Origin of the sequence: Collinsella sp. SGI.095 (genome assembly GCF_050314535.1) — a bacterium.
Lineage (GTDB): Bacteria > Actinomycetota > Coriobacteriia > Coriobacteriales > Coriobacteriaceae > Collinsella.
The window spans coordinates 159,586-175,784 of the sequence record NZ_JBNPNG010000003.1; the positions used below are offsets into that span (position 1 = coordinate 159,586).

Consider the following 16,199-nt stretch of genomic DNA (forward strand, 5'->3'; position numbering starts at 1 on the left):
CGATGCAGATTTCGCTCATACTTCCCCAAATCGTTGCGCTCGATGTTGTCTTTGCCCTGGCTGCGTGTCTGCAGACGATCCACGTCCCGCTCATCGCATCGCGCCGCTCGTCCTATAACCGCAAGGTGATTTGCGCCTACGAGGCGAGTCTTGTGCTTCACCTGATGATTTCGGCGCTCATCTTGTTCACGTCGTCTGGCTCGTATCTGGTGGCGCCGCTTGACGTTTGCGCCAGGGCAATGGGCGGAGCGTTGTGGCTCAATGCCGCAATCTTTGCCTATGGCGTGGTGCTTATGGTGCACTATCGTCGTCCCGTCATGCTGGTCGAGCTGTTGCTTGTTGTCGCCGTTACACCACCGGTGGTTTTTGCCATGGGCTCGGCGTGGACCGTTGTCCTTATCGCAGAGGGAGCGTTCTTCCTGTTCCGTTCCATCGCGGCGCTCTTGATGGACGTCCGTAACCGCCAAGAGGATATCACCTTGTTCTCGACGATCGAGACCATCAACGTGATTCCCGTGGGCATCCTGTATCTAGACCCGAGGGGCCGTCCGCTGCTCATGAACCGCTGCATGCGCAAAAACCTCGTAGAGCTCCATATGCCCACCGACCTGGGCGACATGAGCAGCACATGGAACGACCTGCGCAAACTGAGCATGCAAATGCCCGAAAGCAGCGCTAATCGCGCCCATATCGACCTTGATCGCTTTGGTAGGGATCGCGCCGTGGTCGAGATCTCTCCTTCCGAGATTCGTCTGTTCGTGCGTGACTCCGTTACGGTCTCGAGCCGTCCGTTCGAGCGCGTCGTCGGCCTGGACGTGACGGAATACGCACACGCCTACGACCGTCTGGCGCAAGCCAACCACCTGCTTGAGCGTGCTGGCCAAGAGCTCCAGGCCCAGATCGAAGAAGCCAAAAAGGTTGCCGACAATGCGGCCTACCTACGTATGCGTGCCCGCGTTCACGATGTGATCGGCCAGCGCCTGTCCATTCTTCATCGCTATTTGGAGGAGGGACGTCTGGATGATGAGTCGCTCGAGCAGATTGACCCGTTACTGCGCTCAATCGCCGCCGATTTGCGCAGTGGCGGTGCCAGCGAGCCTGCAGAGCAGCTGAGCGATATCGTCCACGCCTTTGGCTTGGTGAGTGTGCAGATCGATGTTGAGGGTGCGCTGCCTGAGGACGCGTGTGTCGCCGCCGCATTTTTGCAGATTATCCGCGAGGCCTCGACCAATGCTACCAGGCATGCGCAGGCGCATCAGGTCCACGTGCGCCTGTGGCAGGAGGGGACGAATGCTAGCGCCGTCGCGCGCATGACGATTTCTAACGACGGGCCCCCGGCCCCCGTATCGTATCGCGAGGGAACGGGTATCCCAGGTATGAGGCATGTCGCGCAAGATTTGGGCGGCGGCCTGGAAGTCCACGCCGCCCAGCCCTTTACGCTTGCGGTGTCCATCCCGCTGAGCCCCAACGCCACGGTCCAAAGGAGAAGTTCATGATCCGCGTGTTAATTGTCGAAGATCAGGCCATTCTGCGTGAAAGCCTGGCGCGCTCCGTTGGCGACCAGCCCGATATGACCGTCGTCGCCGCGATCGCCGATGCCTCCGAGGCCTTGGGTGTCGCGCTCAAGGAGCGCCCGGACATGATATTGATGGACGTGTGCACCGAACACGATTCAAACGGCATCGTGGCGGCGGCGCGCATCAAGGAGCAGCTGCCCGAGTGCCGCGTCATCATCATGACAGGCATGCCCGAGATCACCTTTGTCGATCAGGCTCGCGAGGCGGGCGTCGATAGCTTTGTGTACAAGAACGTCGGTATCGACGAGCTGTTCGCCGTGATGCGCTCCACGCTGGCGGGCTACTGCACGTTTCCCAAGCCGCCCGAAAGCATTTTTTCGGGCACGGCGGCACTCGACGATGTCGAGCTGTCGATTTTGCGCCTTGCCTGCGAGGGCAAAAGCCGCCGCGAGATCGCGGCCGAGCTGTTTATGAGTGAGGGTACCATCAAGCGTCGCATCTCGGAGATTCTGAGCAAGACCGGCTACGACAACATCATGCGTCTTGCCGTGCGCGCGGTAACGGAGGGCAGCATCGTCCCCAACATGGAGCGCCCGTAATCGACGCGCTCGCCGTGTTCCGGCGCCGTAAAGATAGGCCGCCCGCCGTTTTGCATCAGAAAACGACGGTCGGCCTGCTTGTGCGGCTGTGCTGTCGGCATAAAAACGACGGGGCCGCAGGATCAACTCCTGCGGCCCCGCCTGGCAAGTGCGCGGATGCGTCCGCCAATCCGCGGCTGATGTTACGTGCCGCTACGCGATGGTTGCGGTGTAGGAGGCGACGTCCTCGTAGGAATCGGTCAGGTAGGCGTCGATGCCGATGGTCGTGTTGACCAGGTCGTCAAGGCTGTCAAGCTCGCCGCTCGAGAACGTGAATTCCTCGGTGGCGTTGGTGCCGGGCATCAGGTTAGCCGAGAACCAGGGTTCCTTCATGGTGCCGTTGACGTTGGTCTTGCCGGAGGGAGCGTAGAAGGTCAGGTCCTTGTCGCTCTTGTTGGTGATGTTGACGACAAAGCCGATGTCGCCCCATTCGTCCTTGAACTTCTCGGTGATGGTGATGGTGCACAGATCGTCATCGGCGACGGTGACGGCGGGGGAGATTTCGACGCTCTGGACGTCGTCGTCTTCGACGGCCTCATCGATCTCCTCTTCCTTCTCGGCCGCCTCGCGATCCTTTTTTATCGTACCGGACAGATCCTTGTCGGACTTCGTAAAGATAAGCTTGTCGCCTTCCACCTCGAGGACGAGCTTGCCGTCCTTGAGTTTCATGTCCTGCGAATCGCCGTCGGCGGTGATGGTTGCAGTGGTGGCGTCCTTGGCCTCCCATTTCAGGTCGGCGACCTCAAGGAACATGTCGAGGACGCCCGTGCCGTCTTCGTCGAGGATCAGGATACAGTTGAGGCCCCACTCCTTGAGCATATCCATGTACTCATCGGTGAGCTCTTCGCCCTCCAGGGTTCCACCCGAGAGTTCCCAGCTGCCGACGAAGTTGGCCTTGGGGTCCTTGCCGCCGCCGCTGCAGCCCGTCAGGGCAAAGGCGAGCGCCAGGACGCATGTCAGAAATGCGAGTACGGACTTTTTGAACGTTGTCTTCATGGTGTCCTCCTTTATCGAACGAAACCCATAGAAGCAAATGCGGGGGTGGCGGACCCCCCGCCAATTACCAGATAGAGGGGTTAGGGCCTAGGCGTTCCGCAGTTGCTGCAGAACTTGCCGCCGTTTTCGCTGCCGCAGTTGGGGCAGAACCACTTGGTCGGTGCCGGGGCGGGTGCGGGACTGCCGCATTCGGGGCAGAACTTGCCGGTGTTGGTGGCACCGCAGCTGCAGGTCCATGCGCCGGCCGCGGGGGCAGCGGCAGGAGTCGGTGCGGGGGCGGGTGCCGGAGCCGGCTGTGGGGCGGCCTGCTGCTGTGCCTGGCCGGCGGCGAACAGCTGGCTGGCGTTCATGCCGCCCATGCCGCCCGCCATGCCCATGCCCATAAAGCCGGCCATCGCGCCGTTGGGGTTGGCGGCTGCCGCGCGCATCGCATCGCTCTGGGCGCTGGCGATGTTGGCGGCTGCCATGGTGGGATCGCGCATGACTGCGGCCTTCTGCAGGTCCTTGATCATTTGCTCATCTTCTTGCGAGGCGGCGATGGAGTTGACGCCAAAGCTCACGATCTCGACGCCGCGCAGGTCGCGCCAGTCGGCGGAGAGAACCTCGTTGAGCGCGCGGGCGAGCTCGGTGGTGTGGCCGGGGATAGCGCTGTAGCGGATGCCCATCTCCGAGATCTTGGCAAAGGCGGGTTGCAGAGCGGTGAGCAGCTCGGACTTAAGCTGGCTGTCGATCTTATCGCGCGTGTAGCTATCGGTCACGTTGCCGCACACGTTGGTGTAGAACAGCAGCGGGTTGGTGATGCGGTACGAATACTCGCCGTTGCAGCGAACGGAGATGTCGACATCCAGGCCAATGTTGTTATCGACCACGCGGAAGGGCACAGGCGAGGCGGTGCCGTACTTGTTGCCGATGATCTCCTTGGTGTTGATGAAGTAGACGCGCTGGTCTTTGCCCGCGTCGCCGCCAAAGGTAAAACGGCTGCCGATATTGGCGAACGTCTCCTTGATGGAGTCGCCCAGGTTGCCGCCAAAGACGCTCGGCTCGCTGCCGGTGTCAAAGACAAACTCGCCGGGCTCCAGCGCGACCTCGATGATCTTGCCGTTTTGCACCACGAGCATGCCCTGGCCGTCGTTGACGGCGATGACGGAGCCGTTGGAGATGACGTTGTCCTCGCCGCGCGTGTTGGAGCTGCGGCCGCCGGTGCGCTTGCTGCCCTTGCAGGCCAAGACGTCAGCGGGCATCGATTCGCAATAGATATATTCCTTCCACTGGTCGGCCATGACGCCGCCGGCAGCACCCAATCCAGCTTTCAAGAGTCCCATGGTGATCTTCCTTTCTCGTCAAAGGCCGGGTGGTATTGGTCAGAATGGCTAATCGTCCTTGTTGTCCTTCATGACAACGGTGGTCTCGGTGTGGCTGAAGGTGTCGTGCTTCTCGGTCAAGTCGAGCTCGCCGCAGTAGCAATCGGCGTGGGTGGCCTCGTTGGCCGTCTTGAGCTGGCCTACCAGCAGCACGTCTCCGATGATTACGATGATCAGCGGCGCGACGATGTTGATGAGGATGCCCTCGACATCAAAGGTGAGGTAGTCCGGATTGAAGGCGTTCTCGCCCATAAAGAGAATCTGGGAGAGGACAAACCCGATCACAAAGAACAGCACCGAGGCGATGGCGAGCTTGGGCTTGGAGCAGGGAAGCTCGCCGACCATGCGGCCGGTTTGGCCGTTCATGGCAAACAGGTAGCTCTTGCCGTTCCACGAGGTGGAAAGCATCCACACGGGGAACAGAGCGTAGTTGCTGTCTTCCCAGGTGTAGTCGAGCTGCTTGCTTTCGACCGTGGCATCGTCATATTCGTCGACGACGGTCTCGCGCAGGGCCGAAATCGTACTTTCTTCCATACGACGCTCGGCGCGCGCCTTGCAGGTCTCGCAATCCTCATCGTAGCGGTTGGCGATGTAGCCGGGCATATACGCGACCGAGAACGGGCGCAGCGCATCGTAGTCAAACGGCTCGATGGCATCCATATGGCCGTCGGGCATCTTGGACGATCCGTCGACGGGCACGCGCTCAAACGAGATTTTGCCCTTACGGTAGGCGTCGTAGTGGTCGGTGGTCGTGACGGTGCGGTCGGATTCCTCGGTCACGGTCTCGTTGGTCGCATCGAAGTGCACTTCGCCGCCCACGCGGGCGCCGTAGAGCCAAAACGGCACGTAAACGCCTTGGACCTCGTCGATGTGGTTGCCGGTGACAAAGCTCTTGGGCAGCAGGATTTTGCCCTTGTAATGCTCTTTGAGTGCTGCCATGACATCATCGCGCCCGAGCTTAAACGGAATCACCAGGTCGGGTGAGAAGTCGCCCGAGAGCTGGCCGGGCGCCACGGCGGAGTTGCCGCAGTATGGGCAGGTGGTAACGGCGACGGTGCCGTCCGAGACCAGCTCGGCGCCGCACGACGAGCAGATGTAGCCGGCGTTTTGGGCCAGATCCTGCACGGCATCGTCGACAGCAGGTTTGGGGACCGCGGCTGCGGCATCGGCTTTGGCATCTGCCTTGTCCTGGCGCTCGCGATAGAGGGCCTCGACTTCTTCGACTTCAAAACGCGAATCGCAGTAGTCGCAGACAAGCTTTTGTTCGGCACTGGCAAAGTGAAGGGGGCCGCCACACGCGGGGCACTGATAATTGACACTCTCGAAGGCCATGATCGGTCCTTTCCGTGCCGGAGGCTATGCGCCGATGGCGCCGCCGCAGTATTCGCAGCGTCCACTGGCATCGGGAATGGTGGTTGCACCGCAGAAGGGGCAGGTGACCGCGGTCTTGGGGGCCTTGGCGGCCACGACGCTGTCGCGTGCCTCCTGACGCAGCTGTACCAGCGCATCGCGGACTTCGGTTGCCTGGCGCTTGGCCTCGCGATATTCGATGGAGCCACGCTGATCGATGGTGGAGTCGTTCACGCGCAGGTTGATCTCGGTAAAGTACGGCGTGTTGACGTGGATGGTCAGGTTAAAGTCGTAATCCAGGTCGTAGCGCGGCGGGTTGTAGCTCTCGCGCTCGCCGTCCTTGGTCTCGCGATAGATCTCGGTGCGATGCTCGTCGATATCCATATCGCAGCCGAGTACCTGTGAGAACTCGATGATGTCGGGATTGGCGTCGCGCCAGCGGCTCTGCGAAGTGATGATCAGCAGACCCGCGTCTTCGTCGAGCATGATGTTGGTGCGCCCGGCAGAGAGCGTGCGCGTGGGGTTGAACGAGGCCAGGCGCTCGGCGTTGGCCTCGCGGTAGGCGAGTTGCTCGCGGATATCGTCCGCGGTGCTGGAGCGCCAACCACTAAAGAAGGGGGAGAGCTTGCCTGCGCACTCTTTGCACAGGTAGCCTTCGTTGATTTTGGTCTTTCCCAAAAGCCCCAGTTCGGTACCGCAAATCGCGCACTCTTTCTTCTCGAACATCTTGTCAAAGAAGCCCATGGCTGCCTCCCATCAACAGGTAGCGTGTGTCACTTTTGATGATGGGTGAGCGCGCGATCTTTCACGATACCCAGACGGCTCAAGGAGTCTCCACAACTGGGACACATGGCCCATTTTTGACTGGACGCCGGGGACACTCTTCGGCCACTCATTGGGGACGTACTTAAATGAGTGGCAGCTGGGGACAGTCCATGCCGAATGTGGCGGCTGCCGAATGTGGGCGCCGTCCCTGCTATGCCACGGTCACGGCAACCTGGGCGTAGCGGCTGCAGGGGCGCTCGGCGCGCGTCTGCACGGTAAGGGTGAGCACGAAGCGGTCGCCGGGCTGCGCGTCGGCGGGCACGATAAAAGCGGTGTTCACCGTGCATTCCTGCCACAGCGAAAGATCCTGCGTGCCTGCATAGCTCGACGGGTCCACGGCGACATCCCAATGTGCATCAAAGCCCTTGCCGTCGGGGTCGACGACGGTCGCTGCAAGGGTGACGCGCTCGCCGGCTGTAGCGCTGCGGTCGGCCGTGACCTCGACAACATATGCCGGATGCGAGCAGGCTGCCGGATCATGGGCGCACCATTGCGCGCGGGCGGCAAAGTCTTCCTGATAGGCGCGCAGGTAGGGATTGGGGTTGCCGTCTACGGGCGTGCCGATGGCGGCAAAACCGGCGGGTGCGTCCGTATCGGGATGTCCATCAAGAAACATGCGGCCGAGCAGTGTGTCGAAGCCGCGGTCGTCGATACCGCGCAGGCCAAACGGCAGCAGCGGAATATAGGTCATGCTGTCGCCTTCGGCCATAAAGTCGCCGCGCTCAAACTGCATCGCGGGCATGCCTTCTAGACCCCAATCCAGACGGGCATGCTTGCCAAACTGAAAGCGCTCGGGCTCATTTTCGTAGACCTTGCCGTCGCCATAGAGCATGTAGCGTGCCATGAGGGGGCCGTTGCCCTGCGTGAGATTCTGCTCAGGCCAAGGTGCCTTAAACAGCGGCAGCGTATCGGGTTGAGCCATCTTGGCATCGACATAGCCGCCATACATATAGGGCACACACCAAAAGATGAGCTCGGGAAAGAGCTCGCGTCCATGGTCGAGCCATGAGTTGTCCTGCCCCACGCCATCGGCAACGCCCATCACGCGCACCTTCTGATAGACCCGCTGCTGCACGGCAGGCCATTCGGGCGTGGCGCGATAACGCTCGGCAATACTCATGAGGGCGCGAACGATGGTGTTCATGCCACCCCAGCTGAGCAGCCATAACGTACGCGGATCATCATCCAAGATTGCCTGCGCAATTACACGAGATCCCTCAGTTTCCTCAGTCACATCACCCTCAAAGGCAACATTTCCCACAAAGGTGCGCTCGATCATCTGGGCGGGCGTGGGAAACGGCGGCTCACCGGCAGCGCCCGCATTCGCCTGCAACTGCGGCCAAGCCTGGGCATATTCATTACTCCAGAGACTCTCAATCCAATGCTCGGGAAACGGACGATACTCACGAAGCTCGCCCGCCAGCGGATCGGGCTCATGAGGCACAACATCCCACTCATAAGAGCGACGCCCTTTGGTCCGCCAATGCGAATTCACCTCGCCCAGCGTATGAACCCCATCCCCAAGAAAGTGATACTGCGAAGCCGTATACACCACAGCCTGAACATCAAGCACATTAAGATACAGAGCCAAATGAACGAGCGAGTTCATATCGTCGACTTCCATATCGGTAGTAACAATCACCCGAGTTAACTCTTGGGACATAGGAGCAGCTCCAATCAAAATCAATTCAGCCAGTTACGCGCAAGGCAAGACGGGACCCCGTCCCCATCGCCGCCGACCCGGCGTGCTGCCGGAAGCGGCCGGCCAGCGTTTCGAACAACGTTAACTTAGGGGCCCTGACCTTTAGTTTTGTAAACATTCCGCAGCGCGGGCCCCGCTTATCCGATGCTCCGAAGGAGCAGGAAAAGCGGGGCTCATGCGCGAGGACGTTTACAAAACTAAAGGTCAGGGACCCCGATGGGATGGCTACCTCGAAACTCTGGCCGACCACTCCCAGCAGCCCACCGGCTCGCCGTCGATGAGCACGCTGCCCCCGTCGAAGTCTTGATAACACAGGTCGTTGAATTGGTGGATCCACACGCCGTGGTTGAACGTCTTCTTGGGCGAGCCATCGGCCTCGCGATAGCGACCGGTTAGGTCCTCGACATGGCTAAAGTAGGTAAGGTGCACGTTGGCTCCGGCGTCACGCAGGCGTGCCGTGAGCGGCAGCACGGTCTGCTGCGGCGACACGAGCTCGTCGCCCTTGGAGTGCGTAAACCACAGCGGCGTCTTGGCGAGCGCGGCTACGTCCTCGTCCGTGGCGTTGTACCACGGGGCACAGCAGGGAAGGCCGGCGGCGAAGAAATCGGGGTAGTCGGCGCACAGGCGCAGGGTCATAAAGCCGCCGTTGGAAAGGCCGGCGACCACGATGCGGTCGGTGTCGATGCGCTCGGCATGCTCGGCGACAAACTCGTCGATGAGCGCCTTGAGTACGGGGGAGTAGATGCTCTGGTTGGAGCGGCCGAGCTGCTCGACGCCGTTATCCATCCAAAACGTGGGAGACTGCGGCACGAGCACCCAGGCAAAGCCGCCAAAGTAGCGCTGGATTTGCGCCTGGCTAATGGCTGTCACGCGGTTGCCGATATAGGCGCGCGTGGCGCCTTCGCCCTGCGTGGCACCCCTGCCTTCGCCAGCGCCGTGTAGGTACACCACGAGCGGGGCCTTTTGGGGCACGGCTGTGGCCTCGGGCGCGAAGGGATTGAAGCAGGCCGAGTCCTCGGCTTTAAAGCTGGGCTCAAAGAAGCCGTACTCGAGCGCGATGCCATTGACGGCGGTCTTTTGCACGGCATTGCTCCAGCCCTTGAGCGCGGGGCAGATGTCGCCGCGATGGGTATCGAAGACCAGGCCGCAGATGGGTTCGCCGTCGTCGCCGGGAAGGGCCGCGAGCTGCGTGACGTGCAGCTGGTTGTCGAGCATGCGCGAGCCCATGACGCCGCCTTCGATCTTTTTGGTCAGGCGCTGCTCGGCGACCTCGAGTGCCACATGGGTGCCCACGGCGAGCTTGCGGCCGTTCTCGTCACTCGGATACGCGGCGAGAACGTCGATGTAACCCACGGAGGGCGTGGCATGGTCGGCGCCGTGCTCCTTGCGCATCAGGACCTCGCCCGTGCGCTCGTGACGCTCTACATATATATGGAAAGTGTTCGCATCGACATCGTTGGCGCGCACGGTGCAGGGTAGGTCGAGAACGACCTTGCTGATCCAGGGGCCAAAGTCGCCCAAGGTGCTGACGGTTGCGTAGGTGCACGATTTGAGTTCCATGAGCTGCCTCCCTTGTGCCGCGCGTGCTAAACAATCGCGGCAATACAATCTAAACATGTTTAGTGTAAAGCAGAATTTGAGAATAAGCGGATGAACTCGGTAAACGGTAGCATCAAACGTTCAATGAACTACTAAACACTCGTTTACTACTATCTAGCAGGGCTTTTGTTGATGAGTCAACAAGGCATTGAGGTGCCAGATTATATAAAATCCCACGTAAAAGACCATTTATAAATAAAGGGCACTATATGTAATGCCTCTGCATTCAATTACGTTCACCCCCGATTTCCTACCGTTCACCGGACTGCAAACGGCAAAACTGCCACAAATTCAACGCTGAGTGTAAACTAAGCGCTGTAAACGTTCAGTAAACAGATTGTTTACGACAGCGTATCCAAGGGTTCGGTAACCGTAAGGGGTTATAGTCACCGGGCCAAAGGCGTGCCTGCGCCCAGGCGATTAGGCACACGACGATATGGGGAGGGGTCCCATGGCAGTAGATAACAAGCAGATTGCCACCGATGTCCTCGAGCTCGTGGGCGGTGCGGAAAACGTCACCGTCGCCACCAACTGCATGACGCGCCTGCGTCTGACGCTCAAGGATAACAGCAAGGCCGACGTGGAGAAGATCAAGAAGGTCAAGGGTGTTCTGGGCTGCCAGTTCGCCGGCAGCCAGCTCCAGGTCATCATCGGCCAGAACGTGCCCAAGGTGCTCGCCGAGTTCGTCGCCATGTCCGGCGTCAAGCAGGGTGCCGCGGTCGACGAGAACCTCGACGCTCCTAAGGAGAAGTTCGAGCTCAAGAACCTGCCCAACATCATCCTCGACTACCTGTCGGGTTCCATGACCCAGCTGATTCCGCTGCTCATGGCCGGCGGTCTGTTCCGCACCATCGCTGCGGTTCTTGGTCCCACCATGCTCGGCGTTATCTCCGATACCGATCCGACCTACACGTTCCTCTACACCACCCTGTACGAGGCCACGTTTACCTTTATCCCCATCTACTTGGGCTATGCCGCTGCTAAGAAGCTCGGCGCCTCTCCGGTTCTGGGCATGCTCCTCGGCGGCGCTCTCATGGCCCCGTCCGTCGTGAGTGTCGCGACTCAGGAGGGTGGCGGAATCATCTCCGTCTATGGCATCCAGATCACCGCTGCCAACTACCAGCAGTCCGTCCTGCCGATTATCCTCTCGGTGCCGGTCCTCTACTTTGTTGAGAAGTTCTTTAAGAAGGTCATGCCCGACGTGCTGTCCACGGTCTTCACGCCGTTCTGCACCATGATCGTCACCATCCCCATCGCCTTCATCGTCCTTGCCCCGATCGGCAACGAGCTCGGTACGCTGATTGCCAACGCCCTCTTTGGTCTCGCCGACCTTGGCGGTATCGGCATCCTGATCGTCATGGCCGTCCTCGGCGCCTTCTGGCAGCTCTTCGTGGTCTGCGGCATGCACATGCCCGTCATCTTGCTCGCTCAGGTTCAGATCATCGCCGCCGGCTACGATCCCTTCGTCTTCGTTTCCACCAACTGCGCTATGGCCGCCGTCTGGGGCTGCGCTTTCGGTGCCTTCCTCAAGATGAAGAACCCCGACGAGAAGGGTCTTGCCCTGGGTTACGTCATCTCCGCCATCGCCGGCGGCGTCACCGAGCCCGCGCTCTTCGGTATCCTCATGCGCTTCCGCCGCACCATGCTCGGTATGTTCATCGGCGGTGCCATCGGCGCCGTGTTCTCCGGCCTCATGGGTGTTACCTACTACCTGGCCGGTGGTGCCTCCAACTTCCTGGTCTTCACCAACTACCTGCAGGGTGGCCAGATGAACACCGTCTGGGCTATCGTCGGTATGGCAATCTCCTTTGTCATCGCCGCTGCCGTCGTCTTTGCCACTGGCTTCTCCAAAGAGGAGCTCGCCGAGATGGAGGCCTAAGGCCAAGCCATTCGGTCACATACGACCTTACCTACACGACAGGGCCCCGTCAGGCGCAAGCCCGGCGGGGCCCTTCTTACAAGGTAGACTGATTGAGGGCGCGTGGTGCCTGCTCGCCGGGGCTTGCTAAGCGCCAGGGGCTTTCGCGCGGGGTTACCGCGAAAGAATCTGCCGGTTCGCAATTCCTTTATCAAACGAAAGGACATGCAGATGAGTTTGGGAAAGCTGACCGTCAACGGTCGCCAGGACGGCTTTTTGTGCGAGGGCAAGCCGTTCTTTTGGTTTGCCGATACGTGCTGGAGCGCGTTTACGAGCATTACCGAGGCCGATTGGGACTACTATCTGACCCGCCGCGCCGAGCAGGGCATGAACGTGCTGCAGATCAACACGCTGCCGCAGTGGGATCGCTGCTGCCCCGATCTGGGCATTTGGCCCTATGCCAGCGAGGACGGCGTGCATTTTGATTGGTCCCGTCCCAACCAGGCGTACTGGGATCGCGCCGCCGCCATGTGTCGCGCTGCCGTCGAGCACGGCATTCGTCCGGCACTTGTGCTTATGTGGTGCAACTACGTGCCCGGAACCTGGGGCGCCAAGATCGCTGAGCATTGCGGTGCCGAGGTTATGCCGCGCGAGGAGGTTCGTGCCCACGTTGCCCGCGTCGTCGAGAACCTGGGCGAGTTCGACCCCGTCTACGTGGTGACGGGCGATACCGACTTTACCAGCGACGAGGCGATCGCCTACTACGAGGATGCTCTCGACGAAGTCGTCAAACGCGCGCCCGAGGCGTTGCGCACTATGCATATCAACCGCGGCAACCGCACCATTCCGGCACAGTACCTGGACCGTCTGGACTTTTACATGTTCCAGCCCGGCCACAACTACGAGGGCCAGCCCGAGGCCTGGCACCTGCCGCAGGACTTTACCGCCAACTACCCCAAAAAGCCGATGGTCAACTCCGAGCCCTGTTACGAGCAGATGGGCGCGTCACGCAACGTGTACTGGCGCTTCACCGCGCAGGACTGCCGCGCGAGCGTGTGGTCGTCGATCCTTGCCGGTGCGAGCGCGGGTGTGACCTATGGCGCGCACGGCGTTTGGAACTGGCAGACCAGCAAGAGCCAGGGCTCGGTGCTGGGCGAGGGCTTCGACATGCCGTTCCGCTGGCAGGAGTGCCTGCAGTTTGCGGGCGTTTGGGACTTTGGCGCGATCGAGCATGTGCTTGCCGGTCTGGGCGCTACGGCTGGCGACGACGCACTTGCCGTGGTTCCGGCGCAGGAGCTGCTCGATGACGCGCGCGAGGCCATTCGTGTGGCGCGCGTTGGCGATCACGTCGTCACGTACCTGCCGCGCACTACGGCGCTCAAGTTTAAGCTCGACGGCGCGTGCGGCTGGACGGCGACGGTCCTCGACATGGAGGACAAGCGCATCGCCAAGCTGCCCGTTCGCGACAACGGTGACGGTACCGTGCGCGTGGCTCAGCATCCCTTTGAGCACGACGCACTGGTGATCTTGACTCCCGGGCGCTAACGGCTCTTCTCCAACATTTACAATCCAGTTCCTTTCATGAGGTTGCGACGGAATGGGTCCTGCATGACAGCTTTAAGCTGCCAAGGGAGCCATTCCGTCGCACTCATTGGGGACGTACTTAAATGAGTGGTAGTTGGAGACGCTCCTAGCCGAGCTAGAGGTCTCGCGTGTCCCTTCTGGTCCATGCGGCTCAAAATCGCGGCGTGATGTGGACGGTGGGGTCGAAATTAGCGGCATTTCGAGCCTGGCTTCGATATTGAGACTGGTTCTTTATTAAAATGGAATTCCAGACAATTGAGCGGCTGGGGGTTAACCATGAGGGGCATGGGAGACACAACCGCATATTTGCGTCGGGGCATTCGGGAGATTATATGCCTGGCGCTGTTCTTCTTCACGTTTTTGGCATGCGAGTATCTCTTTGATACTCGCATGGCCGAGCTCGTGTCTCCGAACGAGGTCGTTATTTATGAGAGCCTTGTCCTCGGCGCGAGCGTGATTGGCTTCTTTGTGCGTCCCGTTCTGTACTATCGCCGCCCCCATGTCATCGACGCAACGAGCGATATCACGGGCGTTTTGCTGGTGGCGGCATTCCTGCTGTTGATCATGGCGGTTCGGGCTGAGGTGGTAATCGCCGGCGGTTTGGTGGCGTGCTGTGCGCTGGGCTACTGCGGATCGACTGCCCATGCAAACTTTGCGCGGCGCTTTGCGCGGACGCCCTGCTTGGCGCGCGCCGCCGCGCTTTCCTATGCCATGGGCATTCTGGTGCAGGTTCTCAACCATATGGTGATGCCTGTCGGCATTCCTCAGCAGGCTGTTCTGGTTGTTTGTGCGATCGCGCAGGTGGCGTTACTTCATGGGGTCCGACGCGCCAAGCTGCGCGACGAGTCCGATCCAAACTTTGAACCCAGTGCTGCCGGGCTTTCGGTAGATGCTTTGGAATATGGCGCCAAGTGGCATGACGATCCCGAGGCAAAGGCGGCATTCCGCCGCGCCGTAGTTCGCCTGACCGTGGCGACGGCGTATCTTTCCGGCGTATTCGCCGCTCTTAACGCGGGCCTCACGACCTTGCATGCTTTTGGAGCTGTCGATTTGGGCGATTGGCCGCGCCTGCTGCTTGTTGCGAGCTCGTTGGCCGCCGGCGCCCTATTTGACCTGCATGGCCGTTCGTATATGAATATCGGCATGACATGTGTCGCCATGCTGTCCACGCTTTCGTTCTTTGTGCTCATCATCGATGGCAATGGCGGTAACGAGCTTGCTGCCACGATCATCTTTTATCTGGGCTCGGGCTTCTTTGTGGTGTTCTTTACCACAAAATTCGCCGCTATCTCGCTCTATGCGCGCTGGTCATATTTTTGGCCGTGCATGGGTCGCGTCGTCAATAACGTGTGCTCGATGCTCGTGACGGCGCCGGCGGTGGCGATTATCTCGAGTCAAAACGTGCTGGCTGCAGTCGGCGCGGCACTCGTGATGTTTGTGGGTATTGCGATTACGCTGCTGGGACAGTTGGGGCAACGAACCGATGATGCCGTGATGCAGGACGGGCTGGCGCTTGCTGCCGACAATCTTGGTGGAGATCTTGCGCCCGCATGTTCCGACCCCGCGCTCGTGGAGGCAGCGGAGCTCACGCCTGATGAGCGCCTCGACGCCTTCGTCGCCACCTTTGGGCTTACAGAGCGCGAGCGCGATATTCTTGAGGCCCTGGTCGTTTCGGACCAGAGCGTTCAGGACATTGCCGCAACGCTTTTCCTTTCGCGCTCCACGCTCTATCGTCACATTTCCTCGATCAACAAAAAGACCGGTACCGCCTCGCGTGTGGCCCTGATCAACTTCTTCTGGTCCTGGGCACCCAAGGACTAGCGTATGAGGCGCCGCCCAGTTCCTTACTCTAACGGGGGGATGTGGCTCCAAAGCGCACCCGCATCGACGCTTCGCCTGCGCTAAACTGGAGGGCACGTACGCGATTACGAGAGGAGCCCGCATGGAGGCTTACAAGCAAGAGTTCATCAAGTTTATGGTTGAGTCCGACGTTCTTAAGTTCGGCAGCTTTACGCTCAAGAGCGGCCGTCAGTCCCCGTTTTTTATGAACGCCGGCGCTTACGTGACAGGCTATCAGCTCAAGAAGCTGGGCGAGTATTACGCCCAGGCCATCCACGATAACTTTGGCGACGACTTTGATGTGCTGTTTGGACCGGCCTACAAGGGTATTCCGCTGGCCGTCGTGACCGCAATTGCCTACCACGAGCTGTACGGCAAGGAGGTCAAGTACTGCTGCGACCGCAAGGAGGCCAAGGATCACGGTGCCGATAAGGGCAACCTGCTGGGTTATGAGCCCCAGGACGGCGACCGTGTGGTCATGGTCGAGGACGTTACCACCAGCGGCAAGTCCATCGACGAGACCTATCCCAAGGTTAAGGCTGCCGCCGACGTCGAAATCAAGGGCCTGATCGTGTCTCTCAACCGCATGGAGGTCGGCAAGGGTGGCGTGACCACCGCTCAGAAGGAGATCGAGGCAAAGTACGGTTTCCCCGTCGCGAGCATCGTCTCCATGGCCGAGGTCGTCGAGACCCTCTACAACCACGAGATCGATGGCAAGGTCGTCATCGATGACGACCTTAAGACCGCCATCGACGCCTACTACGAGCAGTACGGAGCACAGGAGTAGTTACGGCGTTTTACCAAACGCCGTAACCGGCCGACGCTGCGCGCCGCCCAGGGCGACAATTTGTCATTCAAAAGGCGAGGCATGACCAGAAGGTCAATGCCTCGCCTTTTTCACGCCAACTTGTTCGCCCTGGACGTCGCTCG

The 16,199-nt window shown here is 60.3% G+C and carries 12 protein-coding genes; 6 read left to right on the plus strand and 6 right to left on the minus strand.

Annotation, left to right across the window (positions count from 1 at the left end):
- Positions 1-2: 2 nt before the first annotated feature.
- Both ACQRCA_RS02270 and ACQRCA_RS02275 read left to right on the plus strand, forming a co-directional pair.
- Positions 3-1,496 carry a sensor histidine kinase gene (locus ACQRCA_RS02270; RefSeq protein WP_427718116.1) on the plus strand — a complete coding sequence of 498 codons (1,494 nt, stop codon included), beginning with the start codon at positions 3-5 and terminating at the stop codon, positions 1,494-1,496.
- The gene (locus tag ACQRCA_RS02275) at positions 1,493-2,116 is read left to right on the plus strand and encodes a response regulator transcription factor (protein WP_418825693.1); all 624 of its coding nucleotides are present in this window, start codon (positions 1,493-1,495) and stop codon (positions 2,114-2,116) included. Before ACQRCA_RS02270 ends, ACQRCA_RS02275 begins: the two co-directional genes overlap by 4 nt.
- Before the next feature lie 192 nt (positions 2,117-2,308).
- Here the strand turns inward: ACQRCA_RS02275 and ACQRCA_RS02280 are convergent, their stop codons facing one another.
- From ACQRCA_RS02280 to ACQRCA_RS02305, 6 genes are all read right to left on the minus strand, one after another.
- Positions 2,309-3,151 carry a hypothetical protein gene (locus ACQRCA_RS02280; RefSeq protein ID WP_427718120.1) on the minus strand — a complete coding sequence of 281 codons (843 nt, stop codon included), beginning with the start codon at positions 3,149-3,151 and terminating at the stop codon, positions 2,309-2,311.
- A gap of 80 nt (positions 3,152-3,231) precedes the next feature.
- On the minus strand, positions 3,232-4,473 hold the full coding sequence (locus ACQRCA_RS02285) for an SPFH domain-containing protein (RefSeq protein WP_427718122.1): 1,242 nt from the start codon (positions 4,471-4,473) through the stop codon (positions 3,232-3,234).
- Positions 4,474-4,521: 48 nt separating this feature from the next.
- Positions 4,522-5,844 (minus strand): hypothetical protein, encoded by a 1,323-nt coding sequence (locus ACQRCA_RS02290; protein ID WP_427718124.1) that lies wholly within the window; start codon positions 5,842-5,844, stop codon positions 4,522-4,524.
- 24 nt (positions 5,845-5,868) lie between these two features.
- Positions 5,869-6,606, minus strand: coding sequence for a DUF4428 domain-containing protein (locus ACQRCA_RS02295; RefSeq protein ID WP_427718127.1), 738 nt, complete (start codon positions 6,604-6,606; stop codon positions 5,869-5,871).
- Between the two features lie 232 nt (positions 6,607-6,838).
- Positions 6,839-8,350, minus strand: coding sequence for a nucleoside hydrolase-like domain-containing protein (locus tag ACQRCA_RS02300; RefSeq protein WP_427718129.1), 1,512 nt, complete (start codon positions 8,348-8,350; stop codon positions 6,839-6,841).
- A gap of 264 nt (positions 8,351-8,614) precedes the next feature.
- Positions 8,615-9,949 carry a prolyl oligopeptidase family serine peptidase gene (locus tag ACQRCA_RS02305; RefSeq protein WP_427718131.1) on the minus strand — a complete coding sequence of 445 codons (1,335 nt, stop codon included), beginning with the start codon at positions 9,947-9,949 and terminating at the stop codon, positions 8,615-8,617.
- Between the two features lie 490 nt (positions 9,950-10,439).
- On the opposite strand from ACQRCA_RS02305, the gene ACQRCA_RS02310 reads away from it, so the two are divergent.
- From ACQRCA_RS02310 to pyrE, 4 genes are all read left to right on the plus strand, one after another.
- On the plus strand, positions 10,440-11,867 hold the full coding sequence (locus ACQRCA_RS02310; protein ID WP_427718134.1) for a PTS transporter subunit EIIC: 1,428 nt from the start codon (positions 10,440-10,442) through the stop codon (positions 11,865-11,867).
- A gap of 210 nt (positions 11,868-12,077) precedes the next feature.
- Positions 12,078-13,391 carry a DUF4038 domain-containing protein gene (locus ACQRCA_RS02315; RefSeq protein ID WP_427718137.1) on the plus strand — a complete coding sequence of 438 codons (1,314 nt, stop codon included), beginning with the start codon at positions 12,078-12,080 and terminating at the stop codon, positions 13,389-13,391.
- A 324-nt stretch (positions 13,392-13,715) separates the two neighbouring features.
- Positions 13,716-15,251, plus strand: a complete 1,536-nt coding sequence (locus tag ACQRCA_RS02320; protein ID WP_427718140.1) for a LuxR C-terminal-related transcriptional regulator — start codon at positions 13,716-13,718, stop codon at positions 15,249-15,251.
- A 121-nt stretch (positions 15,252-15,372) separates the two neighbouring features.
- Positions 15,373-16,056, plus strand: a complete 684-nt coding sequence (gene pyrE / locus ACQRCA_RS02325) for an orotate phosphoribosyltransferase (RefSeq protein WP_427718143.1) — start codon at positions 15,373-15,375, stop codon at positions 16,054-16,056.
- Positions 16,057-16,199 lie beyond the last annotated feature (143 nt).